Source organism: Cryptosporangium sp. NPDC048952 (genome assembly GCF_043197895.1).
In the GTDB taxonomy this organism is placed as follows: Bacteria; Actinomycetota; Actinomycetes; order Mycobacteriales; family Cryptosporangiaceae; genus Cryptosporangium.
The window spans coordinates 389,788-415,294 of record NZ_JBICTY010000004.1 but is presented as its reverse complement, the minus strand read 5'-3'; the positions used below and the strand labels follow the sequence as shown (position 1 = coordinate 415,294).

33 protein-coding genes and 2 pseudogenes are annotated in these 25,507 nt (G+C 70.5%); 20 read left to right on the top strand and 15 right to left on the bottom strand.

Annotated elements, in window-relative coordinates; all coding sequences use genetic code 11:
• Positions 1-248: 248 nt before the first annotated feature.
• The 3 genes from ACGFY5_RS24460 to ACGFY5_RS24450 all read left to right on the top strand — a co-directional run bounded on the left by ACGFY5_RS24460 (position 249) and on the right by ACGFY5_RS24450 (position 1,618).
• Positions 249-446, top strand: a complete 198-nt coding sequence (locus tag ACGFY5_RS24460; RefSeq protein WP_392723172.1) for a hypothetical protein — start codon at positions 249-251, stop codon at positions 444-446.
• Positions 447-595: 149 nt separating this feature from the next.
• Entirely contained in the window at positions 596-982 is a 387-nt protein-coding gene (locus ACGFY5_RS24455) for a hypothetical protein (protein WP_392723171.1), read from the top strand.
• A 9-nt stretch (positions 983-991) separates the two neighbouring features.
• A complete protein-coding gene (locus ACGFY5_RS24450) occupies positions 992-1,618 on the top strand; it encodes an FMN-binding negative transcriptional regulator (RefSeq protein WP_392723169.1) in 627 nt (208 codons plus the stop codon).
• On the opposite strand, the gene ACGFY5_RS24445 is transcribed toward ACGFY5_RS24450, so the two are convergent.
• The gene (locus ACGFY5_RS24445; protein WP_392723167.1) at positions 1,615-2,226 is read right to left on the bottom strand and encodes a TetR/AcrR family transcriptional regulator; all 612 of its coding nucleotides are present in this window, start codon (positions 2,224-2,226) and stop codon (positions 1,615-1,617) included. The genes ACGFY5_RS24450 and ACGFY5_RS24445 overlap by 4 nt on opposite strands.
• Before the next feature lie 83 nt (positions 2,227-2,309).
• Between ACGFY5_RS24445 and ACGFY5_RS24440 the strand changes: the two genes are divergently transcribed.
• A complete protein-coding gene (locus tag ACGFY5_RS24440; RefSeq protein ID WP_392723909.1) occupies positions 2,310-3,266 on the top strand; it encodes a ketopantoate reductase family protein in 957 nt (318 codons plus the stop codon).
• A gap of 7 nt (positions 3,267-3,273) precedes the next feature.
• Here the strand turns inward: ACGFY5_RS24440 and ACGFY5_RS24435 are convergent, their stop codons facing one another.
• The 4 genes from ACGFY5_RS24435 to ACGFY5_RS24420 form a co-directional block, all read right to left on the bottom strand.
• Positions 3,274-3,915, bottom strand: a complete 642-nt coding sequence (locus ACGFY5_RS24435; RefSeq protein WP_392723165.1) for a fasciclin domain-containing protein — start codon at positions 3,913-3,915, stop codon at positions 3,274-3,276.
• Between the two features lie 193 nt (positions 3,916-4,108).
• Positions 4,109-4,480: a GntR family transcriptional regulator gene (locus ACGFY5_RS24430; RefSeq protein WP_392723163.1), complete on the bottom strand. Its 372-nt coding sequence runs from the start codon at positions 4,478-4,480 to the stop codon at positions 4,109-4,111.
• On the bottom strand, positions 4,477-5,217 hold the full coding sequence (locus ACGFY5_RS24425; protein WP_392723161.1) for a hypothetical protein: 741 nt from the start codon (positions 5,215-5,217) through the stop codon (positions 4,477-4,479). The genes ACGFY5_RS24430 and ACGFY5_RS24425 overlap by 4 nt, the downstream gene beginning before the upstream one ends.
• Before the next feature lie 104 nt (positions 5,218-5,321).
• A complete protein-coding gene (locus ACGFY5_RS24420; protein ID WP_392723159.1) occupies positions 5,322-5,690 on the bottom strand; it encodes a VOC family protein in 369 nt (122 codons plus the stop codon).
• A gap of 72 nt (positions 5,691-5,762) precedes the next feature.
• Between ACGFY5_RS24420 and ACGFY5_RS24415 the strand changes: the two genes are divergently transcribed.
• Positions 5,763-6,188: a MarR family winged helix-turn-helix transcriptional regulator gene (locus ACGFY5_RS24415; protein ID WP_392723158.1), complete on the top strand. Its 426-nt coding sequence runs from the start codon at positions 5,763-5,765 to the stop codon at positions 6,186-6,188.
• Here ACGFY5_RS24415 and ACGFY5_RS24410 read toward each other — a convergent pair.
• Positions 6,178-6,738 (bottom strand): TetR family transcriptional regulator, encoded by a 561-nt coding sequence (locus tag ACGFY5_RS24410; RefSeq protein WP_392723156.1) that lies wholly within the window; start codon positions 6,736-6,738, stop codon positions 6,178-6,180. The two genes, ACGFY5_RS24415 and ACGFY5_RS24410, sit on opposite strands and share 11 nt — an antisense overlap.
• Before the next feature lie 45 nt (positions 6,739-6,783).
• On the opposite strand from ACGFY5_RS24410, the gene ACGFY5_RS24405 reads away from it, so the two are divergent.
• On the top strand, positions 6,784-7,695 hold the full coding sequence (locus tag ACGFY5_RS24405; RefSeq protein WP_392723155.1) for an SDR family oxidoreductase: 912 nt from the start codon (positions 6,784-6,786) through the stop codon (positions 7,693-7,695).
• Here ACGFY5_RS24405 and ACGFY5_RS24400 read toward each other — a convergent pair.
• A complete protein-coding gene (locus tag ACGFY5_RS24400; protein WP_392723153.1) occupies positions 7,671-8,651 on the bottom strand; it encodes an NAD(P)-dependent alcohol dehydrogenase in 981 nt (326 codons plus the stop codon). The two genes, ACGFY5_RS24405 and ACGFY5_RS24400, sit on opposite strands and share 25 nt — an antisense overlap.
• Before the next feature lie 52 nt (positions 8,652-8,703).
• On the opposite strand from ACGFY5_RS24400, the gene ACGFY5_RS24395 reads away from it, so the two are divergent.
• Entirely contained in the window at positions 8,704-9,246 is a 543-nt protein-coding gene (locus ACGFY5_RS24395) for a TetR family transcriptional regulator (protein ID WP_392723151.1), read from the top strand.
• Here ACGFY5_RS24395 and ACGFY5_RS24390 read toward each other — a convergent pair.
• On the bottom strand, positions 9,243-9,980 hold the full coding sequence (locus tag ACGFY5_RS24390) for an SDR family NAD(P)-dependent oxidoreductase (RefSeq protein WP_392723149.1): 738 nt from the start codon (positions 9,978-9,980) through the stop codon (positions 9,243-9,245). The genes ACGFY5_RS24395 and ACGFY5_RS24390 overlap by 4 nt on opposite strands.
• 78 nt (positions 9,981-10,058) lie before the next feature.
• Here ACGFY5_RS24390 and ACGFY5_RS24385 point away from each other — a divergent pair, with 78 nt between their 5' ends.
• From ACGFY5_RS24385 to ACGFY5_RS24375, 3 genes and pseudogenes are all read left to right on the top strand, one after another.
• Positions 10,059-10,655 (top strand): TetR/AcrR family transcriptional regulator, encoded by a 597-nt coding sequence (locus ACGFY5_RS24385; protein ID WP_392723147.1) that lies wholly within the window; start codon positions 10,059-10,061, stop codon positions 10,653-10,655.
• Positions 10,656-10,675: 20 nt separating this feature from the next.
• Positions 10,676-11,827 (top strand): annotated as a pseudogene (locus ACGFY5_RS24380) (LLM class flavin-dependent oxidoreductase).
• Between the two features lie 133 nt (positions 11,828-11,960).
• Entirely contained in the window at positions 11,961-13,001 is a 1,041-nt protein-coding gene (locus ACGFY5_RS24375) for an LLM class flavin-dependent oxidoreductase (RefSeq protein ID WP_392723145.1), read from the top strand.
• A gap of 55 nt (positions 13,002-13,056) precedes the next feature.
• Here ACGFY5_RS24375 and ACGFY5_RS24370 read toward each other — a convergent pair.
• Together ACGFY5_RS24370 and ACGFY5_RS24365 are read right to left on the bottom strand one after the other, a co-directional pair.
• A pseudogene (locus ACGFY5_RS24370) lies at positions 13,057-13,320 on the bottom strand (sulfonate ABC transporter ATP-binding protein); the annotation flags it as partial.
• A 93-nt stretch (positions 13,321-13,413) separates the two neighbouring features.
• Entirely contained in the window at positions 13,414-13,707 is a 294-nt protein-coding gene (locus tag ACGFY5_RS24365) for a MarR family transcriptional regulator (RefSeq protein ID WP_392723144.1), read from the bottom strand.
• A gap of 62 nt (positions 13,708-13,769) precedes the next feature.
• On the opposite strand from ACGFY5_RS24365, the gene ACGFY5_RS24360 reads away from it, so the two are divergent.
• The 6 genes from ACGFY5_RS24360 (at position 13,770) to ACGFY5_RS24335 (ending at position 19,776) form a co-directional block, all read left to right on the top strand.
• Positions 13,770-15,464 (top strand): ABC transporter substrate-binding protein, encoded by a 1,695-nt coding sequence (locus ACGFY5_RS24360; protein ID WP_392723142.1) that lies wholly within the window; start codon positions 13,770-13,772, stop codon positions 15,462-15,464.
• Complete coding sequence (locus tag ACGFY5_RS24355; RefSeq protein WP_392723140.1) at positions 15,461-16,402, top strand: ABC transporter permease; 942 nt, start codon at positions 15,461-15,463, stop codon at positions 16,400-16,402. The genes ACGFY5_RS24360 and ACGFY5_RS24355 overlap by 4 nt, the downstream gene beginning before the upstream one ends.
• The gene (locus tag ACGFY5_RS24350; protein WP_392723138.1) at positions 16,399-17,388 is read left to right on the top strand and encodes an ABC transporter permease; all 990 of its coding nucleotides are present in this window, start codon (positions 16,399-16,401) and stop codon (positions 17,386-17,388) included. Before ACGFY5_RS24355 ends, ACGFY5_RS24350 begins: the two co-directional genes overlap by 4 nt.
• Positions 17,385-19,118 (top strand): dipeptide ABC transporter ATP-binding protein, encoded by a 1,734-nt coding sequence (locus ACGFY5_RS24345; protein WP_392723136.1) that lies wholly within the window; start codon positions 17,385-17,387, stop codon positions 19,116-19,118. Before ACGFY5_RS24350 ends, ACGFY5_RS24345 begins: the two co-directional genes overlap by 4 nt.
• 68 nt (positions 19,119-19,186) lie before the next feature.
• Positions 19,187-19,468, top strand: a complete 282-nt coding sequence (locus ACGFY5_RS24340; protein ID WP_392723134.1) for a hypothetical protein — start codon at positions 19,187-19,189, stop codon at positions 19,466-19,468.
• Complete coding sequence (locus ACGFY5_RS24335) at positions 19,465-19,776, top strand: hypothetical protein (RefSeq protein WP_392723132.1); 312 nt, start codon at positions 19,465-19,467, stop codon at positions 19,774-19,776. The genes ACGFY5_RS24340 and ACGFY5_RS24335 overlap by 4 nt, the downstream gene beginning before the upstream one ends.
• A 27-nt stretch (positions 19,777-19,803) precedes the next feature.
• On the opposite strand, the gene ACGFY5_RS24330 is transcribed toward ACGFY5_RS24335, so the two are convergent.
• The gene (locus ACGFY5_RS24330) at positions 19,804-20,943 is read right to left on the bottom strand and encodes a hypothetical protein (RefSeq protein WP_392723131.1); all 1,140 of its coding nucleotides are present in this window, start codon (positions 20,941-20,943) and stop codon (positions 19,804-19,806) included.
• A gap of 135 nt (positions 20,944-21,078) precedes the next feature.
• Positions 21,079-21,798, bottom strand: a complete 720-nt coding sequence (locus ACGFY5_RS24325) for a DUF72 domain-containing protein (RefSeq protein WP_392723129.1) — start codon at positions 21,796-21,798, stop codon at positions 21,079-21,081.
• Between the two features lie 42 nt (positions 21,799-21,840).
• Here ACGFY5_RS24325 and ACGFY5_RS24320 point away from each other — a divergent pair, with 42 nt between their 5' ends.
• Complete coding sequence (locus ACGFY5_RS24320) at positions 21,841-22,269, top strand: hypothetical protein (protein ID WP_392723126.1); 429 nt, start codon at positions 21,841-21,843, stop codon at positions 22,267-22,269.
• On the opposite strand, the gene ACGFY5_RS24315 is transcribed toward ACGFY5_RS24320, so the two are convergent.
• Positions 22,235-22,531 carry a hypothetical protein gene (locus tag ACGFY5_RS24315; RefSeq protein ID WP_392723124.1) on the bottom strand — a complete coding sequence of 99 codons (297 nt, stop codon included), beginning with the start codon at positions 22,529-22,531 and terminating at the stop codon, positions 22,235-22,237. The genes ACGFY5_RS24320 and ACGFY5_RS24315 overlap by 35 nt on opposite strands.
• Between ACGFY5_RS24315 and ACGFY5_RS24310 the strand changes: the two genes are divergently transcribed.
• A complete protein-coding gene (locus ACGFY5_RS24310) occupies positions 22,526-22,831 on the top strand; it encodes a hypothetical protein (RefSeq protein WP_392723122.1) in 306 nt (101 codons plus the stop codon). The genes ACGFY5_RS24315 and ACGFY5_RS24310 overlap by 6 nt on opposite strands.
• On the opposite strand, the gene ACGFY5_RS24305 is transcribed toward ACGFY5_RS24310, so the two are convergent.
• Complete coding sequence (locus ACGFY5_RS24305) at positions 22,824-23,429, bottom strand: TetR family transcriptional regulator (protein WP_392723120.1); 606 nt, start codon at positions 23,427-23,429, stop codon at positions 22,824-22,826. The two genes, ACGFY5_RS24310 and ACGFY5_RS24305, sit on opposite strands and share 8 nt — an antisense overlap.
• 283 nt (positions 23,430-23,712) lie before the next feature.
• On the opposite strand from ACGFY5_RS24305, the gene ACGFY5_RS24300 reads away from it, so the two are divergent.
• Complete coding sequence (locus ACGFY5_RS24300; RefSeq protein WP_392723118.1) at positions 23,713-24,000, top strand: putative quinol monooxygenase; 288 nt, start codon at positions 23,713-23,715, stop codon at positions 23,998-24,000.
• Positions 24,001-24,049: 49 nt separating this feature from the next.
• On the opposite strand, the gene ACGFY5_RS24295 is transcribed toward ACGFY5_RS24300, so the two are convergent.
• Complete coding sequence (locus ACGFY5_RS24295; RefSeq protein ID WP_392723116.1) at positions 24,050-24,529, bottom strand: MarR family winged helix-turn-helix transcriptional regulator; 480 nt, start codon at positions 24,527-24,529, stop codon at positions 24,050-24,052.
• Positions 24,530-24,614: 85 nt separating this feature from the next.
• Between ACGFY5_RS24295 and ACGFY5_RS24290 the strand changes: the two genes are divergently transcribed.
• Positions 24,615-25,493, top strand: a complete 879-nt coding sequence (locus ACGFY5_RS24290) for an alpha/beta fold hydrolase (protein ID WP_392723113.1) — start codon at positions 24,615-24,617, stop codon at positions 25,491-25,493.
• Positions 25,494-25,507: the final 14 nt, after the last annotated feature.

The following is a 25,507-nucleotide window of genomic DNA, read 5'->3' as shown; positions in this document are numbered from 1 at the left end:
CGGACAGTAGTACTAGTACCCACTTCACCTGCTGTTCTTCCCACCACCGGGGTTCCCGCGGTGTCTTCCCCGCCGGCGAGGAGCCCGACGGCCCCGCAGCGTTCCTCGCCGCACGCGGCCGCACGTCGAGGAATTCCTGACACCCGAAGTAACTGCTTGGCTGCGCTTCCAATGGGGAATAGGGGGAGCAGATTTGCGGGCATCACCAACCCCCCGCCCGGATGCCCCCACACCAGGAGGACAGCACGATGCGAATCGGAAGCGTTGTCGTAGTGATCTGGTTGCTGATCGGCGTCATCGCTGCCGCACAGCGCGACTACTTTTCCGGCGGAGACGCCACCTGCGCGAAGACCGGCACGATCCTCGTCACGATCGTCGCCGGTCCGTTGAACTACTTCGGCCTCAACCCGAAGGTGAACTGCTCCACCCCGCAGCCCTCGAAGTAGGCCGAGCCGCGTGGGAGCCGCTCCGGCTCCCACGCGCTCTGTCGCCGTCAGGCTCTGTTGCCGTCGAGACAGGGCTGATGTCACGCGGGTAACCAACCGTTCCGCGTGCCGCCCCGACCCTTGTGGAAACCGATCCACGGGGGTCCGAAATGAACGCCGTCCCACTGCACGCCGCACCCAGCCGGCCGGTGCCGGTCGTGGCCGCCACGTTGCTGGCCGCCGCCTACGCCGTGCACTCCGCCTATCTGGGAGTGAACGGCATCCTCCACCACGACGCGCTCGCGATCGTTCCGGTCCTCGAGCTCGGGGTGTGGGGTCTGTTGCTGGTGGGACTCTGGCGCGGTCACCACCTCGCGTACGTCCTGGTCACGGTCGCCGCCACGCTCACGATCCTCGCGGCGGCCCCCGCGATCGGTGACGCCCCCGACTGGCACCTCGCGCTCTCCCCCGCCCTCCGACTGGTCATCGGCATGGCCCTGCTCGGCGTCCTGCTGATCCCCGAGGACATCCGCTCCTACTACGCCCGCCGCCGTTAAGCTGCTGGTATGTACGTCCCGTCCCACTTCGCCGTTCCGGCGAACCGGCAAGCCGCACTACTGGCAGGCGGTGGGTTCGCGCACCTGGTGACGCCCACCGCCGCCGGGCTGCTCTCCACGCCACTGCCCATGCTTTTCGACGCTGAACGCAACGCGTTGCTCGGCCATGTAGCGCGCAACAATCCGCACTGGCGCGACCTGCCCGACACCGAGTCGCTGGCGATCCTCACCGGCCCGGACGCGTACGTCTCCCCCGGCTTCTACGCGTCGAAGCGCGAACACGGCCGGGTGGTGCCGACCTGGAACTACGAGGTGCTGCACGTGCACGGGCGGCTGGTCGCCCACGACGACGTCGAGTGGCTCCGCGGGCTGGTGACCCGGCTGACCGACGCCCACGAGGCGAACCGCGACGAGCCGTGGCAGGTCACCGACGCCCCGGACCGCTTCATCGACGGACAGCTGCGGGCGATCGTCGGACTGGAATTGGTGATCAGCCGGGTCGAAGGGAAAGCCAAACTCAGCCAGAACCGGCCGGAAGCCGACCAGGAGGGCGTGATCGCGGGGCTGAGTGCCACCGGTGAGCCCGGCGACGCCGAGGTCGCCACCGCGATGCGCTGGGCCCGCGCGGACGCCTAGCCCGGGTTCGGCCCGGATGCGCGCGCCGGCCCGGATGCGCGCTGCGGCGCAGTGCGGAGGCCGTCGAGGACGAGCGTGATGACGCCGTCCGCGTCGGCTCGATAGGTCGGGTGGTCGTAGGCCGCGCAGATCCCCTGCAGGGCCATCATCACGGCGCCGACCCCGATGTCGTCGCGGATGGCTCCGGCCCGGACCGCAGCGGCCAGCAGATCGTCGACGACCTGTCCCAGGGCCTGGGCACCTTCGGCCAGCGCGCCGGTGCGGGTCGCCATCAGCGTCACGAGGCTGCGGGCCAGGCCCTCGTGGGCGTCCAGGTGGCTGACGAGTCCACGCAGGAAGGACTCCAGCACCTCCTCGGCCGGGAGGGTGGCCTGCAACTCGCGGGCGCGGTCGCACAGCGCGACGAGTTCCTCGCGGTAGACCGCCTCGGCCAGGGCTTCCCGGGTGGGGAAGTGGCGGTAGAGCGTGCCGGTGCCGACGCCCGCCAGCTTCGCGAAGTCGTCGAACCGCAGGTCGAAACCGCCGTCGGCGAACAGTTCGCGGGCCTTGGCGATCAGCGCGTCCCGGTTGCGGCGCGCATCGGCGCGCAGCGGCTTGGCCTCGGTCACGCGACTCCGTCCGTTGACAAGTGGAGATCATCTCCATATCTTTCGAAGTGGAGACGATCTCCAATTATAGCGGTGAGGTGTGCGTGAAGATCCTGATGTTCGGCCGAGGCGTGATCAGCGCGACATACGGATGGGCCCTGGAACGCGCCGGCCATCACGTCGAGTTCTACGTCCGGCCCGGCCGGGCCGCCGACTACGGGGACACGATCGAGGTTGACCTGCTCGACGCGCGACGCCGCCCGTGGGGCAAACGCGTCGAGCAGAACTGGCCGGTGCGTTACCGCGAGTCGCTGGATCCGGATCACGACTTCGACCTGATCGTGCTGAGCGTCCAGCACTACAGCTTCGCCCAGGCCGCGGCGTTCCTGGGACCGCTCGTGGGCGGGGCCACGGTCCTCATCTTCAACAACCTGTGGGACGAGCCCGCTGCCGCCGCCGAGCACTTCCCTGCCGATCAGGTGGCCTGGGGCTTTCCCGGGGCCGGCGGTGGCTTCGGCGCCGACGGCGTGCTGCGGGGGGCGCTGTTGCCCGTCGTCTTCTTCGGCACTCTGGACCGGCCACCGACCGAGCGCGAGCAGGCGGTGCGCGGGGTGTTCCGCGGCGCCGGCTTCCGGATCGGGGAGAACTCCGACTTCCGCGGCTGGCTGTTCGTCCACTTCATCCAGAACGCGGGCCTGCACACCCAGAGCCTGAAGGCGGGCTCGCTGTCCGCGCTGAAGACAAGTGACCTGCGCGAGGCGATTCTGGCCACCCGCGAACTGGTCCCGCTCGTCGAGGCACGTGGCGTCGATCCGCGGCGGCACCGCAACGAACTGCTGCCGTTCCGGGCGCCCGTCTGGCTGGCGGCTCCGCTGCTCGCCACCCTGTTCGCGCGTTTCCCGCCGACCCGCCGGGTGATGCAGGCGCACGCCAACCCCGAGGAGTTGCGCGCGGTCTGCCGCGACACCCTGGCCGAGGCGCGGCGGCTGGGTGTGGAGGTGCCCCGCCTGGAGGCGTCCGAGCCGTACTTCGCCGGCGACGGGGCACCAACCACCGCTTAGCCCTGGGTCACTTCGGCATGAGGACGGTGTCGACCAGGTAGACCGTGGCGTTCGCGGTCTTCACGTTGCCGCAGACGACCTTCGAGTCGCCGTTGACCGTGAAGTCCTCGCCGCTGCCCATCGCGGTGACCTCCCCGCCCTGCAGAGACTTGAACGGGCCGCCGGTGCCGAGCTGCTCGGGCGTCACCGTCGAGCCGATCACGTGGTAAGTCAGGATCTTCGTCAGCATCTCCTTGTCGGCGAGCACGGCCTTGAGCTGTGCCGCCGGGATCTTGGCGAACGCGTCGTTCGTCGGCGCGAACACCGTGATGTTCTTGGCACCGTTGAGGGTGTCGACGAGCCCGGCGGTCTTCACGGCCGTGACCAACGTCGAGAGCACCGGGTTGTTGCTGGCGGCGGTCGCGACCGGGTCCTGTGCCATTCCGCTGAAGCTGCCGGAGCCCGAGGCCGGGACGGCCGAGCACGCGGCGCCGAACGGCTGGTCCATGCTGGCGGAAGAGGTCATCTCGCTCGCCGACGGAGCCGGGGCGCTGGAGGCGGTGTCGCTGGCGGTGTCGGTGCTGCTGTCAGATCCACCGCAGGCCGCCATGCTCAGCGCGAGCAGTGAGGCCGCAGTAACTCCGAGTAGCCGAGTACGGATGCGCGTCATGACGGTGTCCTTCCATCGGGGGTAGCTATTCGGCGGTGACGACGACTGAGTGCCAGCCGGTCGCGCCGTCACGGCCGACCAGCGCCGCCACCGGCTCGGCCACCCCGATCGAGGCGCCGAGCGCGAGTCGCTGTGTCTGTGTCACACCAGTACTTCGGAGCCACGGCCCGACCGGATTGGTCGATCCGGGAAGTTATCGCCGTTCGCTGAGCGGCGCGGCCAATGCCGCCTCGACGATCCGGATCGCCTCGTCGGCGTCGATACCCACGCTGGTGACGATCGCCGCGTAGTCACGGGCGGCGCGGCGGGCGCGCTCGAGGGCCTTCTCACCGGCGGCCGACACGAACGAGCCGGACCGCCCGCGCGTTTCGATCATCCCGGCCTCCTCCAGCTCCCGGTAGGAGCGGGCGACCGTGTTCACCGCGAGGCCCAGGTCGGCGGCGAGTCGCCGGATCGTCGGCAGGCGCGTTCCGACAGCGAGCGTGCGGTCCTGGATCTGCTTCGCGAACTGCGCCCGGAGCTGCTCGTACGGCGGTGTCGGCGACGCCGCATCGATGACGATCATCGAGCCTCCATCACCCGCCGAGCCGCCGCCCCGACGCCACCGGTCCGCGTGTGGATCAGGGCCAACGCGAGGACACCCGCCACCACCAGCACCACCGAGATCGCGTTCCACCAGCCCAGCGACTCGCCGTACAGCAGAATCGCCGGCAGCGACCACACCAGGCTGGGCGTGACGAGCGTCCGGGCGTCTTCCACCCGCATGACGATATCCGCCATCAGTGACGCTTCGTCCTCCGCCACGGCGGGGCTGGCCAACAGATAGCGCAGCTGCAGGACCAGACCGGCTCCGGCACCGACGAGGCTGATCAGCACGACGATCGCTCCGTACCGCAGTTCGGAGTCGTCGACCGGCAGCACGCTCGCCGCGAGCAGGAACGCACCGGCGTAACTCGCGACCGTGAAGATCGCGTACGGCAGGCCCAGCACGTCGGACCAGCCGAGCTTCACCGGGTGGGCCACCCGCCGGGGCAGCTCCGCGCCGACCCGCTGGTCGACCCGCCGCACCCAGCGTCCGACGAGCCACTGACCCACCAACAGCGCGACGACCAGCACGGTCAGCACGACGAGCTGCCCCAGTACGCGCGCGAGCGCCGCGCCCAGCAGGAACACTGCCAACAGCACGCTGTCGGCGAGCTTCGCGCGGCGCCGCACGTCCAGCCGCGCCGCGAGCAGCGGGGTCGGGTGCGCCTCGGCCAACCCGTGCCGGGCCAGCCACAACTCGTCCTCGGTCTGTCGCATGTGATCACCCCGAATGTCGCAAGCTTTGTATCAGTAGGATGAGTCATAGCCTGCGACAAAGTCAACCGGTGTCAGCACCCCTCTCGCGTTCGAGGTCCTGACGCTCAGGCTTTGGAGTGGATCGTGACGACGTAGCCGTCGGGGTCGCGGAACGCGAACGTGAGCCCGAACGGACCCTCGAACGGGTCGAGCACGATCGGCACACCCTGCTCCGCCATGCGGGCGTGGAGGCCCGCGGCGTCCTCGTTGTGGAACCACACGCCGATACCGGCTCCGAGCTGGCCGATCGCGTCGAGGTCCACCCCCGGCAGCGGGTCGCGCACCGCGAACACCCCACTGCCCGTGGAGAAGGCCACCGCGTGCGGGTTCGGCGCCGGGAGCCGCGTCAGCCCCACCGTTTCCTCGTAGAACTTCCCGGACGCCTCGCGGTCACGTACCTGGAACGACACGAAGTCAGGGCCGGTCGTCGTCATGATCTTGCTCCTTTTCACTGGATTAAGTGTCAATACACTGACACTGAATCAGGCGAGTGTCAAACTATTGACATGACGGCGAACGAAGAACTGGGCGTGCTGATCAAAGAGACGCAGGCGGTCCTGCACCAGCGGATGGACGAGGTGCTCCGGCCGCTCGGCCTGACCGTGCCGCAGTACGCCTGCCTCCAGGCACTGCACGACACCCCCGGCATCACCGGCTCGGAACTCGCCCGGCGCGTGTTCGTGTCCCGGCAGTCCACGAACATCGTGTTGCAGGGCCTGGAGAAGCGCGGGCTCATCACGCGCTCCGACGACGCGGGTCCGCGGCGCGAGCGGGCCACCGAGCTCACCGACACCGCGGTGACACTCCTCGATCAGGCGCGTACCGGCGTCGCCTCGGTCGCGAACCAGATGACCCGCACCCTCACCCGAGCCGACGCCGCCCGGCTCCACGCACTCCTCACGACCTGCCGAGACGCACTGCTCACGCCCTGAACAGCGCACCCAGGTCCTCGAACGCCCGGACCAGATGGGCATCCAACCCCACCTCGGGATCGTCGATCCAGTTCTGTGCCGCGTGGTGGAAGGCAGCCCAACCGGTGTGGGCGGCGAGGTCAGCCACCCGTCGGCGCACTCCGCGTCGGCACAGCGCCTCCGCCAGGGCGGCGGCCATGGCCTCGCCTTTCGCCAGGTCGCGTTCGCGCAGCGTCGGCGTGGTCGCGATCAGCGCGAGTCGCGGCTCGGAGAAGGGCCGACTGTCCTCGAGGATGTGCGCGGCCTCGCGGAAGGCGCGCAGAAGCACCTCGACCGGTGACAGACCGTCGGGCGCCTCGGCCACATACCGCGTCAACGCGGCACGCAGGTCGGCCTCGCCGTCGAAGAGCACTTCGCGCTTGTCCGGGAAGTGGCGGAAAAATGTCCGAGTGTTGACGCCGGCGCGCTCGGCGATGTCGGCCGCCGTCGTCCGGTCGAAGCCGCGCTCCCGGTACAGATCCAGAGCCGCCTGCTGAAGGCGACGCCGTGCGTCCGCTCCACTCCGTGGCACGCACCCAGCGTAACGCCAGTGACTGGCTCATCGAAGTAGGTTCGTATGCATGTCTTCGTCACCGGCGGATCCGGCCAGACCGGTCCAACCGTCGTCGCCGAGCTGATCGCCGCAGGGCACACCGTCACCGGCCTCGCCCGGTCCGACGCCTCCGCCGCGCGGCTGCGGGCGCTGGGCGCCGCCGTCCACCGGGGCTCGCTGGACGACCTGGAAAGCCTCCGCCGGGGCGCCGCGGACGCCGACGGCGTGCTTCACATGGGCTACGGCGGCGACTTCGCCCGGCCCGACGAGATGGCGCGACGCGACACGAACGCGATCGACACGTTCGGCCGAGCGCTCGAAGGCTCGGACAAGCCGCTCATCGTCACGTCGGGCACGCTCGTGATGCCGTTGAACCGGGAGAGCGACGAGACCGACGAACCGCTGGCGGACGGCATCGCCGGGTTCCGGGTCGCCGGCGAGCGGTCCTGCCTGGCCTTCGCCGAGCGGGGCGTGCGCGCCGTCGTCGTGCGGTTGGCCCCCACTGTGCACGGCCCGGACGACCACGGCTTCGTCCCGATGTTGATCGCCACCGCACGCGAGACCGGAGTGTCGGCATACGTGGGCGACGGCGCGAACCGGTGGCCCGCCGTCCACCGGGCCGACGCGGCCGTCCTGTTCCGGCTCGCGGTGGAGAAGTCGCCCGCCGGAAGTGTGCTGCACGGCGTCGCGGAGAACGGCGTCGTCTTCCGCACCATCGCGGAGACGATCGGCCGAGGCCTGGGCCTGCCCACCGTTTCGCTGACCCCCGGGACGGCCGCCACCCACTTTGCGAACCCGTACCTGGGGATGCTCTACGGGGTGGACGCTCCCGTCTCCAGCGCGCGCACCCAGGCCCTGCTCGGTTGGGCACCTTCCCGCGAAGGCCTGCTGGACGATCTGGATCAGGGCGACTACATCTCGAGCACCACGCGGTAGCGGGCGTCACCGCGGCGAACCCGCTCGAGCGCCTCGTCGATCCGGGCCACCGGATACGTCTCGACCTGCGCCGCGATCCCGTGCCGCGCGGCGAACTCCAGCATCGCGCGCTGCTCGGTCGGCGTCCCGACGTTCCCGGCCGTCACGGTGCGCTCACCGGTGAGCAACGGCATCGGGGAAACAGCGACCGGGTTGTGCGGAACCCCCACCAGACACAGCGTCCCGCCCGGACGCAACGACCCCACGTACGCGTCCCACTGCAGGTCCGCCGGGACGGTGGAGAGCACGAAGTCGAACGAGTCCAGCGCCGGCTCCGACACCACCTCGTGCGCCCCGAACCGGCGCGCGTCTGCCGCCTTGTCGGATGTCGACGTGATAGCCGTGACGTGACACCCCCACGCCGCCGCGAACTGGATCGCGAGGTGCCCGAGGCCACCGACGCCGACCACCGCGACCCGGTCGATCGGCCGCACGTGGCGCAACAGCGGGGGGAACACAGTGGATCCCGCACAGAGCAACGGCGCCGCCGACGCCGCGTCGAGCGTCGATGGAATGGGTTGCACGTGACGCCAGTCGCCGGCCCGCACCACCTGCGCGAAGGCGCCGCCCGCACCGCGGAACGCGGTGATGTCCTTGCGTGGGCACAGGTTCTGCCGACCACTCAGGCACCATTCGCAGGCCTGACACGAACCGGCGACACCGCCGACACCCACGCGCTGACCGACGACGAGCCCGTCCACCTCGTCGCCCACCGCGACCACCGAACCCACCGCCTCGTGCCCGGCGACCAGCGGATACCGCGACAGCCCGTAGACGTCGTCGATCAGGCTGACGTCGGTGTTGCAGACGCCGCAGTGCGTGACTCGCACGTCGACCTCGCGCGGTCCGAGCGGCCCGAGCTCAGCGGAAATCGGACGGATGGAACCGCCCGCCGTCTCCACGGCGTACTTCAGCATGACGACACTCCCTAGTTACCAACTGGTTGGTTACTAAGGTAGCCTCGGATCCGTGAGAACGCGCAATGCCCCCGAGACCCGCCGGCGCATCCTCGCCGCCGCGACCGAGGACTTCGCCGCGCACGGCATCGCCGGTGCCCGCGTCGACCGGATCGCGGCCGAAGCCGGGGTCAACAAAGCCCAGCTCTACGCCTACTTCGGCGACAAACAGGGCCTGTTCGCCGCCGTGTACCGCCTGCACGCGGCGGCGATCGTCGACGAGACGCCGTTCACCGTCGATGACCTGCCGGGTTACGCCGTCGGTCTGTACGAGGCCGCCCAGCGGCGCCCCGACGTCATCCGCCTGCTGGCCTGGGCCCGGCTCGAAGGCGTCGATCTCCCGATGAACGCGGACGCCGTGCGCGACAAGCACGACGCGATCACCGACGCGCAGAAGAACGGCAGACTCGACGCGACAGCGAGCCCCGAGGACGTCCTCGCGCTGCTCAACGCGGCGGCGCTGAGCTGGTCGGTGGTGGGCCTGTCGCCGACCAGCGAAACCGACCACGAGCGGCGCAAAGCCGCGCTCCGGCACATGATCGCGCAGTCGTTCTAAACCGGTAGCAGGGAGCGCTCGCCACCGTGGGCCACCACCACGGTGCCGTTGATGTAGCTGCTGCGCTCCCCCGCCAGGAACACCACGACGTCCGCGATCTCGTCCGGGTCGCCGATCCGGCCGCGGACGTTGATCTGCTGCGCGAACGCGTCGAGGTTGTCGCCGATCATCCGCTCGGTGCCGTCGGTGCGCGTCGGGCCCGGTGAGACGCCGTTGACCCGGACACCGGACGCGCCGAACTCGGTGGCCCAGGACTTCGTCAGCAGTTCGAGCGCCGCCTTCGAGGCCCCGTAGACCGCTCCGACCGGCGCGGCCATCGTGGCCGACGTCGAACTCATGTTGACGACGACGCCCCCACCGCGCTCGATCATCGCCGGCACCAGCGCGCCGACCAACAGGAACGGTGCGCGCGTGTTGATCGCGAGGTGCCGGTCGAAGTCCGCGGCGGTGGTGGCGGGCGTCGGGGCGAAGTCGTAGATGCCGGCGTTGTTCACCAGGATGTCGACGGGTCCGGCCTCGGCCGCCAATCGCAGCACCTGGGAAGCGTCGGACAGGTCGGCGGCGACGAAACGCGCCCGACCCCCGAGCTCCTCGACGAGCGAAGCACCCCGCTGCGCGTCCCGGCCGTGCACCACGACGTCGGCACCGCGCGCCGCGAGCTGACGCGCGACGGCGCGTCCGATCCCGGCGGTCGCGCCGGTCACCAGAGCGGTCTTACCAGCGAACTCAGACATGGAATCCTCTTTTCTGGGTTGGGCAGCCCAATTTGTACGCGCGGTTTTTGGGTTACGCAACCCAGTACGCTGAGCACCATGACGTTGACGCGCAAAGGGCAGGCGACCCGGGACCGCATCCTGCAGTCGGCGGCCGAGCTCATCGCGGCACGCGGAGTCGCCGGCACGAGCACCGAGGACGTGCGCAGAGCAGCCGGCGTCAGCGGCTCGCAGCTCTACCACTACTTCGACAGCAAACAGGCGCTGATCAGGGCGGTCATCGCCCGGCAGTCCGAGGAGCCACCCGTACCCGGTCAGCCGATCATGGGTGCGCTCGACAGCTACGACGCCCTGCGCGCCTGGTGCGAGGCAGCGATCGAGCACCTCGACGAGCAGGGCGTCTGCTCGCTCGCCTCGCTGGCCGGCGAGCTCACCGCGTCGGACGAGGAGACCCGCGAGGATCTCTACCAGGCGTTCCTGCGCTGGCAGGAGCTGATCTCGAACGGTCTGCGCGCGATGCGCGAGCGCGGTGAACTACGCGCCGACGCCGACCTGGACGAACTCGCGTTGGCGCTGCTCACCGCGTGGCAGGGTGGCGTCGTCCTGGCCCAGACGATGCGGAGCAGCGAACCGTTGAAAGCGTCGTTCACCGCCGCCTTGGCCTACGTGCGGAGCTTCATTACAGTAACCCTATAGGCGCAATAGGGAGGACGACCTTGTCCAGTACTCCGCTCAGCGTTCTCGACCTCGTCCCCCGCAGCAGCGGCGACAGCACCGCCACCGCGGTCCGCAACGCCATCGACCTGGCCCAGCAGACCGAACGCTCCGGCTACCACCGCTAATGGTTCGCCGAGCACCACCTCAACCCGGGCGTGCTCGGGGCGTCCCCCGCGGTGTCGATCGCGCTGGCCGCGGCCGCCACGTCCACGATCCGGCTCGGCTCGGCCGGGGTCCAGTTCGGGCACCGCCAGCCGCTGGCCACCGTCGAGGAGTTCGGGCTGCTCGACGCCGCGTTCCCCGGCCGCATCGACCTCGGCATCGGCCGCTCGTTCGGCCGCCAGAAGCCGGCCCCGGAGTCCCAGACCGCGGTCACCGGCGCCGCTGATGCCTACCTCAAGAACCGGGGCGGCGGCGCGCACCAGTCCGACGAACGCACCGACAACGGCCTTTTACTGCCCAAGCACTACGACGTCAGTCAGCTGCTCAAAACGGCAGGCGGGAAGATCGCCGCACAACTCAACCTGTTGCAGCAGCCAGGCGCCTACACCCCCGGCTACGACGAACAGATCGACGAGGTCCTCGCGCTCCTGGCGGGCACCCACCCGTCGGGGCACGCGTACCCCGGTGAGGGCGCCGCGGTGCAGGTCTGGATCCTCGGGGCGTCCGGCGGCTCCAGCGCGACCGTGGCCGGAGCGAACGGCCTGCGGTTCGTCGCCAGCTACCACCACAGCCCGAGCACGGTGATCGACGCTGTCGACGCCTACCGCGCGGCGTTCAAGCCCTCGACCGAGCTCGACCAGCCGTACGTGAGCGTCTCCGCGGACGTGGTGGTCGGCGAGACCGACGAGCAGGCCGCCGTGCTGGCCTCGGGGTACGCGCCGTGGGTGCACAGCATCCGCTCCGGAGCGGGCGCCATCGCCTACCCCACACCCGCGGAAGCCGCCGCGTTCGACGTGGACGCCGACCTGGTCAAGGATCGCATCGAGACCCAGCTGGTCGGCGCGCCCGGCACCGTCGCCGACAAGCTCGAACAGCTCCGCGACGCCACGGGCGCCGACGAACTCGTCGTCACCACGATCACCCACGAGCACGCCGACCGCGTGCGCTCCTACCAGCTGCTGTCCGAAGAATGGGGACGCCGCGGGTGAAGGGGGCCGCGCGCCGCGGCCCCCTTGCTGCCCACCCGGAGCTCGCCGAGTCTACGTCCACACCAGACCAGAGGAGCCTGGCTGTCGTGACCACGACAGCTGAGCGCCTCTGGTCCAGATAGGAGGGACAGCGATGGCGTCGGAATTCCTCTGGTACATCCCGAACCAGGTCGCGCCGGGGCACCGCGGCGACGCGGTGACCGCGAACCACAACAGCCTCGAGACGCTCACCGCGCAGGCGCTCGCCCTCGAGGAGCACGGGTGGGGCGGTGCGCTGATCGGCACGGGGTGGAGCCGGCCCGACACGCTCACGGTCGCCACCGCGCTGGCCGCCCGCACCACGACGTTCAAGCCACTGGCCGCCGTCCGTCCGGGCTACTGGCACCCGGCGCACTTCGCGTCCACCGCCGCCACGCTCAACCATCTCAGCGGCGGCCGGCTGCTGGTCAACATCGTGTCGGGCAAGGACAACCTGGCCGCGTACGGCGACGACGAAGGCGACCAGGCGCACCGCTACGCCCGCACTCGCGAGTTCATGCGCATTGTCCGCGCGTTGTGGACCCAAGAACACGTCACGTTCGACGGCGAGCACTTCCGCGTCACCGACTCGACGCTCGAACTGCGCCCGGCGAAGCCCCCGCGCCTCTACTTCGGGGGTGCCTCCGCAGCCGCCGAAGCCGTGGCGGCCACCGAGGCCGACGTCCAGCTGTTCTGGGGCGAACCTCTCGACGACGTGCAGAAGCGCATCGAACGGTTGCGGACACTCGCCGCGGAACGAGGCCGCGCGCATCCGCCGCTGGAATTCGGCCTCCGCGTCACCACCCTCGTCCGCGACACCACCGAACAGGCCTGGGCCGACGCCGAGGCGAAAGTCGCGAAGATGGCCGAGGGAGCAATCCAGAAGGACCCGAACTGGTTCGTCGCCGTGGGGCAGCAGCGGCTGCTGGACCTGACCGCGCGCGGCGACGTCCTCGACGACAACCTCTACACCGCGCCCGGCAGGTACGGCGGCGGTGGAGCCGGCACCACGTGGCTGGTCGGATCCGCCGCCGACGTCGCGAAGTCCCTGCGGCGCTACCAGGAACTCGGCATCACGCACTTCGTCCTCTCCGACACCCCGTACCTGCCCGAACTCGAGCGCCAGGGCCGCCGGCTGTTGCCGCTGCTGTCATGACGGACTCCTCGTCGACGGCCGTCCGTTTCGAGCGACAGGTGCGGCAGCCCGCCCCTCAGACTCCCAGTTCTTCGAGGAGGTAGGTCCGCAGATCCGACCGGGACCCGTCGACGGGGACGTCGGTGCGCACCACGCCCCCGTCGAGCACGATCACCCGATCGGCAAGCGCGATCGCCTCGTCCACGGCGTGGGTGATCAGCAGCACCGCCGGCTGGTGCGCCGCGCAGAGCTTGCGCAGCAGGGCGTGCATCCGGATCCGGGTCAGCGCATCGAGCGGCTCGTCCGCCAACAGCAACCGCTCGGCCTTGAGCAGTGCCCGGTAATGGCTGTCGACCCGGACCGGGAGCCCGGTGGCCTCGGCCAGCACCGCGCCGGCCGGCGCGCTCCGCGCGGAAGGCGGCGATCCGGCTGCTCAGCGCGGTGAGGACGCCGGCCGGGGCGCCGGCCGCCCGAACCCCGGCGGACCGGCCGCCTCCGGCACTTCGCGGACGAACCCGTCGTCGATCAGCGTGGCCAGGATCCCGCTCACCGACGCGGTGGACAGCCGGGCCACCCGGGCGATCGAACTCCGCGCGACCGGGCCGTGATCGAGGATCGTGCGCAGAACGACGCCGGCCGAGTCGCGCGCGGCTTTCGGCGCCGCCGACGGCAGGTCGGCGCGCCGAGTCGACCGTCCGGCGCTCGCTGTTTGTCCATAAGCGACCACGACCGTTAGCCTACCGGACACATCGGAATAGTGCGTCCTAGCTGACCCCGCGAAGGATCGGTATGCGTAAACCCCTGGCCGTCGCGCTCGCCCTCACCCTGGGCTCCGCGACGCTGGCCGCCTGCGACAACGACAGCAGCGGCTCGTCCTCCGCGTTCGACCCCGCGAACTGCCAGGGCGGCACGCTCGTCGTGCTGAACCAGGGCGGGATCTCCCAACTCGACCCGGCCCGGCTCTACACCTCCGGCGGCGGCAACGTCCCGTCGCTGCTGTTCCGCACGCTGACCACGCGCAACCGGCAGCCCGGCCAGGCCGGCACGAAGCCGGCGCCCGACCTGGCCACGGACCTGGGCACGCCGTCGGACGGCGCGAAAACCTGGACCTATCACCTGCGCGACGACGTCTACTTCGAGGACGGCACCCCGATCACCGCGGCCGACGTCAAGTACGGCATCGAGCGGTCGTTCGCCCCCGAGCTGCCCGGCGGAGCGCCGTACCTGCGTGACTGGCTGATCGGCGCGGCCGACTACCAGGGCCCCTACAAGCAGCCGGCGGGCCTCGAGTCGATCGAGACGCCCGACGAGAAGACGATCATCTTCAAACTGCGCAAGCCCGAGGGCGACTTCCCGTTCCTGGCCACCGCGACGCAGTTCGCCCCGGTGCCCAAGGCGAAGGACACCGGCGTCGACTACGGCAACAAGCCGGTGTCGAGCGGTCCGTACAAGATCGCGTCGTACGACAAGGGCAAGTCCCTGAAGCTCGTGCGCAACGACAAATGGAACCGCACGACCGACGAACTGCGCTACGCGTGCCCCGACAAGGTCGACGTGACGTCCGGCCTCAACTCCGCCGTGATCAACCAGCGCATCGCCACCGGCTCCGGCCAGGACCGGTACGCCGTCACCACCGACGGCATCATCGGGCCGGACCAGCTCGCCCAGCTCGGCACCGGCAGCGAGCTCGACGAGCGGGTGGCCCGCGGCGAGTTCCCGTCGACCACGTACCTGGCGTTCGACACCACCAAGAAGCCGTTCGACGACATCCGCGTGCGGGAAGCGGTGTCCTACGCCGTGAACCGGACCTCGGTGGTCAACGCGCTGGGCGGCACCGCGTCCGCCGGCCCGTCCACGACGTTCCTTCCGCCGCAGAAGGCCCTGGGTTACCAGGCGTACGACTACTTCCCGGCAGGCAAGTCCGGCGACCCGGCGGCCGCGAAGAAGCGGCTGGCCGAGGCCGGGTATCCCCACGGCCTCACCGTCGACTTCGCCTACGAGAACGACGACTCCAACGGCCTCGGCCCGAAGGTCGCGGCGGCAGTCCAGGAAGCGCTCAAGCAGGCCGGGATCACCGTGCGGCCGAAGGCCATCGACAGCGCCTCCTACCGCGAGGTCGTCGGCAAGCCCGCCACCCAGCCGGCGCTGACGCTGAACGACTGGGGCGCGGACTGGCCGTCCGGCGGCCCGTTCCTCGTCCCGATCTTCGACGGCCGTCAGATCATCAAGGCCGGCGGCAACTTCAACCTCGCCCAGTACGACGACGCGAGCGTCAACACCGAGATCGACGCGATCAACGCGCTGACCGACCCGGCCGCGGCGGCCAAGCGGTGGGGCGCGCTGGACGCGAAACTCGGGAAGCTGGCCCTGTACGTGCCGCTCACCCACGAGAAGGACACCTACCTGTTCGGCAAGGGCGTGAAGAACGCCGTGCCCGACGGGTGGCGCGGCCAGTACGACGTCGCCCGGGTCTCGGTGAAGTGACGGCTCTCGAACCGGCGGACGCGCTGGATCCGCCCGACGCGCTGGATCCGGCGCCGCTCCGGGCCCGCTCGCTGTGGCACCGGCTGGCGCGCGACCCGGCGTTCGTCGCCGGCGCGGCGATCGCGGTCCTGATGACGGTCGCCGCGCTCGCCGCTCCCCTGCTGGCCGCGTGGGAAGGCCAGGACGCCACCACGTTCCACGACGACCTGCTCGACTCCGACCGGGGCGGCGTCCCGCTCGGACCGCTCGGTGGGCTCGACGGGACGCATTGGCTCGGCGTCGAACCCGGAACCGGGCGTGACCTGTTCGTGCGGGTGCTCTACGGCGCACGGGTGTCGCTGGGCGTCAGCGTGGCGGCCACGGTTCTGCAGGTGCTGATCGGGCTGACCGTCGGGCTCGCGGCCGGGCTCGGCGGACGGTTCGCCGACGCCGTGCTCGGCCGTGTCGCCGACCTAGCGATCGCGTTCCCGCACCTGGTGCTCGCGGTGGCACTGCTGGCGATCGTGCCGGACTCATGGCCCCGGCCACTGTTGCTGACGCTCGTCATCGGGTTCCTGGGCTGGGGAGGTACGGCGCGGATCACCCGCGGGGAGACCGTGTCCCTGCGTACCCGCGACTACGTGGCGGCCGCGCGCCTGGCCGGTGCCGGCCGGGCGCGAGTCGCCCGCCGGGAGATCCTGCCGGGCCTGGCCGCGCCCGTGCTGGCCTACGCGGCCCTGCTCGTGCCGCAGAACATGATCTCGGAGGCGGCGCTGTCGTTCCTCGGTGTCGGTGTCCGGCCGCCCACCGCGTCCTGGGGACAGATGCTGTCGTCGGCCACCACGTGGTTCCGGTCGGACCCGATGTACGTGATCGTGCCCGGCGGCATGCTGTTCCTGACGCTGCTCTCGTTCACGCTGGCGGCGACCAGCCTGCGGCGCGCGCTGGATCCGCGATGATCGGCTATCTGGCCCGGCGGATCACGAGTGGCGCGCTGGTGCTGCTCGGCCTGTCGGTGATCGTTTTCGCGCTGTTCTACCTCGCCCCGCGCGACCCGGCGGTGCTCGCGTGCGGCAAGGGCTGCACGCCCGAGCGCTTGGCCGACGTCCACACGGCGATGGGACTCGACGATCCCGTTCCCGTCCAGTACGCGCACTTCCTTCGCGGCGTCTTCGTGGGCCGGGACTACTCGTCCGGTCCGGACGTGCGTCACTGCGCGGCGCCGTGCCTGGGCTACTCGTTCGAGACCGACCAGGCCGTGTCCTCGATGGTCGCCGAACGGCTACCGGTGTCGGCGTCGCTGGCGCTGGGCGCGGAGATCCTCGCACTGCTGCTCGGGGTCGGCGCCGGCCTGATCTCCGGGCGGGGCCGGTTCCAGCTGCTGCGCCGGGCGGTCAACGGCTTCGTGCTGGTCGGGTACGCGGTGCCGGTGTTCCTCTGGGGCCTCGCACTGCTCCTGCTGTTCTGCGTCCGCCTGCAGTGGTTGCCGTTCCCGTCCTACGTGCCGCTGACCACCGACCCGGCGGCGTGGGCGCAGAACCTCATCCTGCCCTGGATCGCGTTGGCGCTGATCCAGGCGGCGGGGTACGCCCGGCTCACGCAGGCCGGCGTGGAGGGCGCGCTCGCCGAGGACTTCGTCCGCACCGCGCGTGCCTACGGCCTGTCCGAGCGGCGCATCCTGCGCACCCGCGCGCTGCGCAGTGCCCTCATTCCCTTGACGACGCTGACCGCGATCGACCTCGCGCAGATGATGACGCACGCCGTGCTCACCGAGACGATGTTCGGCCTGCCGGGGATCGGTCAGCTGCTCGTCGGCGCGGTGACCACCATCGACCTGCCGGTGGTCGTCGGCGTCACGCTGGTGGCCGGGGGTGTCGTCATCGTCGCGAACACCGTCGCCGAGATGATGCTGGCCGTCGTCGATCCTCGGGTGGAGTTGCGGTGACCGCGCTGTTGGCAGTGGAGCACCTGTCGATCCGGTTCGGTTCGACGCAGGCCGTCGACGACCTGTCGTTCACGCTGGAGCCGGGTGGGGCGCTCGGGATCGTCGGCGAGTCCGGGTCCGGGAAGAGCGCTACCGCGCTCGCGTTGCTCGGGCTGCATTCCGACGACGCCCGGGTGGACGGTCGAATCGTTTATGGCGACGTCGATCTGGTGACCGCGGACGCGGCGACGGTGCGTGCGGTTCGGGGCGCCGAGATCGCGATGGTGTTCCAGGATCCGTTGTCCGCGCTGAGCCCGTTCCATTCGATCGGGGCGCAGATCGCGGAGGTGTACCGGCTGCACACCGGGGCGTCGGCGAAGGAGGCGTGGGCGCGGGCGGTCGAGGTGCTCGGGCAGGTGCACATCGCCGACGCTTCCCGGCGGGCGCGGGCGTACCCGCACGAGTTCTCCGGGGGCATGCGGCAGCGGGCGCTGATCGCGATGGCGTTGGCGTGCCGGCCGCGGCTGATCGTCGCCGACGAGCCGACGACAGCGTTGGACGTCACCGTGCAGGCGCAGATTCTCGACCTGCTCGACGAGGTGCGTGCGACGACGTCGGCGGCTCTGGTCCTGATCAGCCACGACCTCGGCGTCGTGGCCGGCTCGACCGAGCACGTGGTCGTCATGCGCGCGGGCCGCGCGGTGGAACGGGGTCCGGTGGACGAGGTCCTCACCACGCCGACCGCGCCCTACACCCGCGAACTTCTGGCCGCCGTCCCCTCCACCGGGCGCCCCTCGGCCGCGGGAACCGCGGCGCACGGGACGAACACGGCGCACGGAACCGACGCGGCGCACGGGACCGACGCGGCGCAGGGAACCGACGCGGCCAGTGGGACCCGTGCGGCCGCCGCACGCGAGGTCGCGGTCGCGGCGGCTGGGCCGCCGGGCGCGGGCGCGCTGATGCGGCTCAGGGGGGTGACGAAGGAGTATCCGCTGCCTCGGCGCGGGTTGCGGCGGCCGGTGCCGATGCGGGCCGTCGACGTGGTGACGCTCGACGTGCGCGAGGGCGAGACGCTCGGGCTGGTCGGCGAGAGCGGCACCGGCAAGTCCACGCTCGCCCGGATCATGGCCGGCCTGATACCCCCCACCTCCGGCGACGTCACCTTCGACGGCACACCCGGCGCGATCCAGATGGCCTTCCAGGACCCCCTGTCCTCCCTCAACCCCCGCCGCACGATCGGCGACAGCATCACCGAACCCCTCCGGCTCGTCAAAGCCGACAACCCCCGCGACCGCATCGAGTACCTGCTCGAACGCGTCGGCCTCACGGCGGCCTCCTACGACCGCTACCCCCACGAACTCTCGGGCGGCATGCGCCAACGCGTGGGCATCGCCCGCGCACTCGCCCCCCGCCCCCGCCTGATCCTCTGCGACGAACCGGTGTCCTCGCTCGACGTCACCACCCAGGCGCAGGTGCTCGCTCTCCTCGACGACGTCCGGCGCGAAGACGGGCTGACGCTCGTCTTCGTCTCCCACGACCTCGCGGTGGTCCGCCAGGTCGCCGACCGCATCGCGGTGATGCACGCCGGCCGCATCGTCGAACTCGGCGACGCGGAACGCGTCTACACCGCCCCCGAACACGACTACACCCGCACACTGCTCGCGGCGATGCCGGTAGCCGACCCGACCGAGGCCCGCCACCGCCGCGAACAACGACGCCGAACCCGCGCCGCCGGCTCTCCCATCGGGTGACACGGTCGGCATCGCGACGGATACCGCCCGCGCGGCCGAGCGCATACAATCGTGTACGTTCCCACGCGATGGAGACCTACAGCTTCGACGAGGCGGCCTACGACAAGCTCGGCATCTCCGGTATCACCTGGCAGTCCGTACTCGATGTGCTGACCGTTCCACCCCGGATCCGGCAGCCGATCGGCGCGGTCTTACGGGTGGCCGGGCAGGACCGGGACGGCCGGTGGCTGGTCGTCGTCCTGATCGAGGAGAAGCAGGACGACACCTACACGGTCGTCACCGCACGGGAGCTGGACGACCACGAGGCAGCGGCCATCGCGCGCCTGCTCGACGAAGGGACCGACCAATGAGCGTCCACGACGACATCGAGACGGCGTTGGCCAGCGACAACTGGGACGGCGCAGTGGTCGAACGCGAGCCGCGGCAGGCGAAGGTCACCCACTCCGTGCGCCTCGACGCCGAAGTGTCGGCGCGCGTCGCCGCCGAGGCCACCCAGCGCGGCATCAAGCCCAGCGACGTGCTGCGCGAACTCGTCGACGCCGGATTGGCGGCGCGGGGTACCGACGAGCCGGCCGTGGTGGTGCGCCCGGGCGAACTGCGCACCGCACTCGAGACGACGTTGACGAACCTGCTGCGCAGCGCACCGAAGGTCGCCTGAGCCACCGCTCTCCACCGGCCCGGAGGTTCAACCCGAACTCGTCGACGTGATCCCCGACGCCACGCCCTGTTCCCGGTCGTCGACGCCGGTCGCGGGTTGTTCTGCGCTGAGCTCCGCGCGCGGGCCCCGGTGGACCGCGGTGTAGACCGCATCGCGCAGGCGGTTGGCCTCCTCGGCGGTGAGCGTGCCGGTCGGTGGGCGCAACGTCAGACGCAGGAGGACGTTGAGCTGGTCCGGGCGCAGGCCGAGCCGCCCGCGGGCGGCGGGCGGAAGGTCGACGTAGGGCGTGACGGTCACGATCTCCACCGACTCCAGCGCCTCGGCGTCCTCGCCCACGGCGCCGCGAACCGCGTCGCCGAGCAGTTCGGCGTCCGGCACGCCGTCGACGACCACCGACAGGTCCCGACGCGCCGCCGGCTGACGCGACACCGGCCGCCACGGCGAGAGATCGAGCATCTGCGACGCCACCCGCGGATCCGCCGACCGCAGCAGGCGGATGTCGTCGACGCCTTTGCGCAGCATGAGCGCACGGTCGAGTCCGATCCCCAGCGCGAGACCGGAGGCGCGCACACCCGCCCGGTCGAGCACCGCGGGCGCGATCAGCCCGCACTCCCCCAGCTCCACCCAACCGCCGGGCGTCTCGACGTCGATCTGCCGCCCGTCGCACGTGTAGGGGTGCGACGCCGGGGTCAGCCGCCATCGCGCACCGGGCAGCACTGTCGTGACGACGAGGGCCACCATGTCGTCGAGCGAGACCGGCGACGACGTCACCCGCCACAGGTCCACCTGGTGCGGGGCACCGACGTGCAGCCGGTCGATGACGTCCCGGCGGTACACCAGGCCGGGCAGCACGAGCAGCACGTCCGGTTCCGGGGCCAGCCGCCGCAGCGCGGGCGGTATGCCCGCCGACGTGTGGCTGCGCAGCATCACGGTCTCGGCCACGTACCGGCTGTACCGCGCGTCGCGGGTGACCGCGTCGGGCTCGTACCCGAGCCGGTCGTAGTTGTCCTCGACGGCGACCAGCGGCGAGGACCGCTGGACGTCCACCGGGCAGCCCCAGTCGGCGGCCACCAGGTCGTCGAGCAGCAATTGGAGGGCGTGCGGACCGGCGGACGGGTCGGTCAGGTCACGCAGTTCCAGGGCAGAAACGAGCAGAGGTGTGTTCACGGGAATCCTTGTCAGCGACGGGAGGGCGGATCACCCCCGGCTGCCGAGCCCGCGCGCTACCGAAGAACGCTCGCGCCACCCGACAACCGGGGGCGACGAAAAAAGGTGCGCATGACTTCACGATACGTACTCGAGCTAGCCAATTAGCGCTCGCAGCGTCTGGGCGTTGCGGACGGCGTGGCCGTGGCCGTCGTTGTTGAAGTACGCCCACACCTCGTGGCCCGAGGCGGCCCACTCCCCCATGCGGTGGGCCCACCAGCGCAGGTCGTCGTCCGAGTACGACCCCGCGTAGAGGTGATCGTGGTCCGGTCCGTGCAGCCGGACGTACACGAACGGCGCTGTCGCTTTGAGGACGCACGGCAAGCCCGCACCGCTCAGAACGACGTACGCCGCGCCGTGTTTCTCCAGCAGCGCGTACACCGCCTCGTGGTGCCAGCTGGGGTGACGGAACTCGACCGCCACCGGCAACCACGAGGGCAGCGCACCCAGGAAGTAGTCCAGCCGGGCGTCGTCCCGGGCGTGGTTCGGGTGCGTCTGCACCAGCAGAACCCCGCGCTTGTCTCCGAGCTCGTGCCAGGCGGCCGCGATGCGTTCGATCCAGACTTCCGGCTCGTGCAGCCGCTTGGCGTGGGTGAGCCCACGCGGGGCCTTCACGGTCAGCCGGAAGCCGTACGGCAGGCGCTCCCGCCAGCCTTCGAACGTCTCGACGCGGGGCCAGCGGTAGAAGCTCGCGTTGAGCTCGACGGTGTCGAACGCGCGCACGTAGTGCGCCAGCCGGTCCCGCGCCGGCGTCTTCGGCGGGTACAGCACGTTCTCCCAGTGGTCGTAACTCCACCCCGACGTCCCGATGTGCACGAACGCAGCGTGCCCAGAATTGGGCGGGTCTACCGTTTTCCCATGATGCGGTGGATGCGGCTCCTGGCCCTCGCCGGCGTACTGGCGGGGTGCAGCAGTGCGACTCCGCCGCCACCGGTGCCGCCCGTGGCCTCCGCGTGCCCTGCCGATCCGGTGCTCGAAACCGCCGGACCTCCGCGCCGTCAGGCGGTCGGCGCGGAGGCGACCGCGATGTTCTTCAGCGACACGGTCGTGAGGGGAGCCGAGGTGAAGATCGTTTGGAGCATGCCGGGCAGCGGGGACTTCGCGATCCGGGCGGTCGGCGCCACGACCGTGGAACCGGTCTGGGGCCCGGACGTCCATCTGGATCCGCCGGACGAATGGGGCACCGGGTGGGTGTTTCCCTCGCCCGGGTGCTGGACGTTCGAGGCGCGGCGGGGCGCGGACACGGCACGGGTCACGATTCGGGTGGCGGCTTCTCCGAACCGATGAACGTGCGGCTCACGTCGGCGAGCTGGCTCAGGACGTCGCGGACCGTGTCCAGGCTCGTGACGTCGAACGACTGCAGGACGCTGTTCGTGGCCTCCGACAGCGGACCGTAGATTTCGGCGAGCTTCTCCTCGTGCTGGCCGGTGGAGCGCACGTACACCTTGCGCCGGTCCGCCGCGTCCCGGTACCGCGCGATCCGGGAGCTGTTCGAGTCCACGATCACCGCCTGGAACACCGCGGGCGCCGGATCATCGCCGCCGTGCACGCGGCACTGTGGCGCAAGTACCTGAAAGGCAGCCGGCTGCTCGGCCACATCACCGACATCCACTTCGTCACCGCCGACGTCGCGGTGGTGACCAGCGTCGGACGCGTGCTGAAGTCACGGTTCAGTCGCCGGAACCCCGACAAGGCGCAGACGTTCGTCGCGGTGCGGGAAGCGGGAGGGTGGAAGTTCGCCGCGTTCCAGAACACCAAGCGCCGGCCGCTGCTGGAGTGGATCTCCACCCGCAGCGACCCGCACCTGGCCCCCAACACCCCGCCGGTCCCGGCGACCCTCGCTAGCTGAGCCGGGAAGGCGTGGCCGCGGCCGGGCGCCGTCGCGTTCTCGGCACGATCGTGGCGAGCAGGGACATCGCGGCGTCGGTCGACGTCGCCAGGTCGACGTCCCCGTTGCCTTCCAGCCACTGCCGGTAGGCGATGCGGAACACCTGGCTCCCCGTGTTGGCCGCAAGTTCGGCGACATCGGGGTCGGCACCGCGCTGGCACAGCGCGCCGCGGAAGCCGTCGGCCATCTGCTGTTGTTTGACCAGGTCTCGTTCCAGCAGCAGAGGGTCCGACGCGATCAGTGCGGCCCGCCGGCGCAGCAGCTCCAGGGATCCGAGGGCCTCCCAGTCGTAGCCGGCCAGCGTGCGGGTGACGGCCAGCAGTGGTTTCGCGATGTCGGCCGACTGGAGAAGTTCGTTGACGAGCGCCTCGTTGAGCGCATCGGCGTCGGCAAAAAGTACTTCTTCCTTGTCCGGGAAATAGCGGAAGAAGGTTCGTGTGGTGACGCGCGCGCGGTTGGCGATCTGCACGGCGCTGGTGTCCTCGAAGCCCTGCTCTTCGAAGAGCTCCATCGCGGCTTGTTTCAGCCGCTCCGCACTGCCGTGTTCCCACCGAGGCATGGGGTCAGGTTACTGGCCCCGATGTCACGTCGTGACAACACTTGGCCAGGGGTGGGTTCGACGAGCAGGCGGGAGGCTCACGAGCGCAGCCTCGAACGTGCGGACCCTTGGCCTTTCGGGACGGACGCTGATGTCGCGGCATGACATCGCTGATGTCGCGGTGCGACATCAGGTGGTACGGTGATGTCACGCCGAGACGACAGCGGGCAGGGGATTCCGCCGCGATGCGGCCGCTGGTCCGTTCGTCCCAACCCCAACCGATTGAGAATGTGGAGCGATCACCGTGATTCTCGAAATCGCCGAAATAAGCGTGAAGCCGGGCAGCGAGACAGACTTCACGGAAGCCCACATCTCGGCCAGCGAGGGATTCGAGGCGACCGAGGGAATGCTCTCGGCGCGCGTCACCCAGGGAGTCGAGACCCCGACGAACTTCGTCCTCCTGGTGGAATGGGAGGACGTCGCGGCGCACGAGCGTTACCGCGAGACCGAGCACTACGCTCGCTGGCGCGCGGCGATCGGTCCGCACGTCGCCGGGCCCGCCGCCGTCCAGCACACTCGAGTCGTCGCGTGACCGAGGGTTCGAATCGATTGGAGGGCACCGTCCCCCGGAGCAAGCGAGTTCAGGCGTCGGCGGGGAGGTCCTGCATGAGCCAGCCCGGCGAGTCGAGTCGAACCCGCTGGTCACCCAGCAGCTGACGGAGGGCGTCCTCCACACCGCGCAGAGCCTCGGCGCCGACCTGTTCCTCCCACTGCTCGCGCATCTCGTCGAAGATCGCTTCGCCTTCGCGGCGCATCGCGAGCCCGCGTTCGGTGACGTGCAGGCGCATCCGGCGGCCGTCGGCGGGGTCGGGTTCGCGGGCGACGTAGCCGCGTTCCTCCAGCACCGCGATCGTCTTGGCCGCGGACTGCTTGGTGACCGACATCCGGCGACCCAGCTCCGACGCGTTGTCGGCCCCGGACAGGATCGCGGTCAGCGCGAAGTCGTGCACCGGGCGGACGTCCTCGTAGCCGCGCGCGGCGAGCTCGGCGGTCGCGCGGTCGGCCAGGCTGCGGAAGCCGCCGAGCAGGAGCAGAGCGAGGTCGGCGCCGGATCGGGACATGCGCGCAGCCTATAGAAGCCTTGACATCGACAACTAGGCTGTCTAGTTTAATCGACAGACAGGTTGTCGATTCCAGGAGTCCAAAATGCCCGCCACCATCCCCGACGTCACCCACCATTTACTCGACGTCAACGGCACCCAGCTGCACTACGTCGCAGCCGGCAGCAGCGGCTCGCCGATCCTGCTCGTGCACGGCTGGCCGGAGACCTGGTGGGCCTTCGCCAAGCTCATCCCGCTGCTCGCCGCGACCCATCGCGTGTTCGCCGTCGACCTGCGCGGGTTCGGCGACTCCGGCAACGCCGAGGGTGACTACGACGACGCCACTTCCGCCGAAGACCTGCACCACCTCGTCGGGCACCTCGGCGTCGGTCCGGTCCACCTGTCGATCCAGGACATCAGCGGCGGCCTCGGCTTCCGCTTCGCCGCCACCCACCCCGACGACGTGCTCAGCGTGACAGCGATCGAGACCACGCTGGCCGGGTTCGGGCTCGAGAACCTCGCCGACGTCAACCACGGCGGCTCCTGGCACGTCGGGTTCCTCGGCGCCCCCGGCATCCCGGAGATGTTCCTGCCAGGCCACGAGCGCCAACTGCTCGCCGACTGGGCCTACCCGCTGATGACAACGACCAAAAATGCCATTACCGACGCCGACGTCGACGAATTCGTGCGCACGTACGCGCGCCCCGGCGGCTGGCGCGGAACGGCGGGTCTCTACCAGGCGATCTTCGCCGACCACGGCCGCACCAAAGCCCTGGCCGCGGAACGTCCCCTGACGGTTCCGGTCCTCACCGTCGACGCGGCCAGCGCCCCCTTCACCGAGCAGACGTTCACGCAGGTCACCGCGGGCGAGATCGCCTCGGTCCGGCTCGAGGGCGTCGGCCACCTGGTCGCCCAGGAAGCCCCGCAGGCACTCGCCGACGCGATGCTGACGTTCACCGCCCGCGTCGATACCGGCCGGGAGTAGTACCGAGCAGGGCC

Excerpts from the sequence above, each read along its gene's own strand:
- ACGFY5_RS24335 (WP_392723132.1), top strand. The coding sequence starts at position 19,465 with ATGAGCGTCCACGACGACATCGAGACGGCGTTGGCCAGCGACAACTGG.
- ACGFY5_RS24350 (WP_392723138.1), top strand. The coding sequence starts at position 16,399 with ATGATCGGCTATCTGGCCCGGCGGATCACGAGTGGCGCGCTGGTGCTG.
- ACGFY5_RS24425 (WP_392723161.1), bottom strand. The coding sequence starts at position 5,217 with ATGCGACAGACCGAGGACGAGTTGTGGCTGGCCCGGCACGGGTTGGCC.
- ACGFY5_RS24430 (WP_392723163.1), bottom strand. The coding sequence starts at position 4,480 with ATGATCGTCATCGATGCGGCGTCGCCGACACCGCCGTACGAGCAGCTC.
- ACGFY5_RS24290 (WP_392723113.1), top strand. The coding sequence starts at position 24,615 with ATGCCCGCCACCATCCCCGACGTCACCCACCATTTACTCGACGTCAAC.
- ACGFY5_RS24340 (WP_392723134.1), top strand. The coding sequence starts at position 19,187 with ATGGAGACCTACAGCTTCGACGAGGCGGCCTACGACAAGCTCGGCATC.
- ACGFY5_RS24305 (WP_392723120.1), bottom strand. The coding sequence starts at position 23,429 with ATGCCTCGGTGGGAACACGGCAGTGCGGAGCGGCTGAAACAAGCCGCG.
- ACGFY5_RS24400 (WP_392723153.1), bottom strand. The coding sequence starts at position 8,651 with ATGCTGAAGTACGCCGTGGAGACGGCGGGCGGTTCCATCCGTCCGATT.
- ACGFY5_RS24385 (WP_392723147.1), top strand. The coding sequence starts at position 10,059 with ATGACGTTGACGCGCAAAGGGCAGGCGACCCGGGACCGCATCCTGCAG.
- ACGFY5_RS24375 (WP_392723145.1), top strand. The coding sequence starts at position 11,961 with ATGGCGTCGGAATTCCTCTGGTACATCCCGAACCAGGTCGCGCCGGGG.
- ACGFY5_RS24390 (WP_392723149.1), bottom strand. The coding sequence starts at position 9,980 with ATGTCTGAGTTCGCTGGTAAGACCGCTCTGGTGACCGGCGCGACCGCC.
- ACGFY5_RS24320 (WP_392723126.1), top strand. The coding sequence starts at position 21,841 with ATGATGCGGTGGATGCGGCTCCTGGCCCTCGCCGGCGTACTGGCGGGG.
- ACGFY5_RS24295 (WP_392723116.1), bottom strand. The coding sequence starts at position 24,529 with ATGTCCCGATCCGGCGCCGACCTCGCTCTGCTCCTGCTCGGCGGCTTC.
- ACGFY5_RS24415 (WP_392723158.1), top strand. The coding sequence starts at position 5,763 with ATGACGGCGAACGAAGAACTGGGCGTGCTGATCAAAGAGACGCAGGCG.
- ACGFY5_RS24420 (WP_392723159.1), bottom strand. The coding sequence starts at position 5,690 with ATGACGACGACCGGCCCTGACTTCGTGTCGTTCCAGGTACGTGACCGC.
- ACGFY5_RS24405 (WP_392723155.1), top strand. The coding sequence starts at position 6,784 with ATGCATGTCTTCGTCACCGGCGGATCCGGCCAGACCGGTCCAACCGTC.
- ACGFY5_RS24460 (WP_392723172.1), top strand. The coding sequence starts at position 249 with ATGCGAATCGGAAGCGTTGTCGTAGTGATCTGGTTGCTGATCGGCGTC.
- ACGFY5_RS24435 (WP_392723165.1), bottom strand. The coding sequence starts at position 3,915 with ATGACGCGCATCCGTACTCGGCTACTCGGAGTTACTGCGGCCTCACTG.
- ACGFY5_RS24360 (WP_392723142.1), top strand. The coding sequence starts at position 13,770 with ATGCGTAAACCCCTGGCCGTCGCGCTCGCCCTCACCCTGGGCTCCGCG.
- ACGFY5_RS24455 (WP_392723171.1), top strand. The coding sequence starts at position 596 with ATGAACGCCGTCCCACTGCACGCCGCACCCAGCCGGCCGGTGCCGGTC.
- ACGFY5_RS24450 (WP_392723169.1), top strand. The coding sequence starts at position 992 with ATGTACGTCCCGTCCCACTTCGCCGTTCCGGCGAACCGGCAAGCCGCA.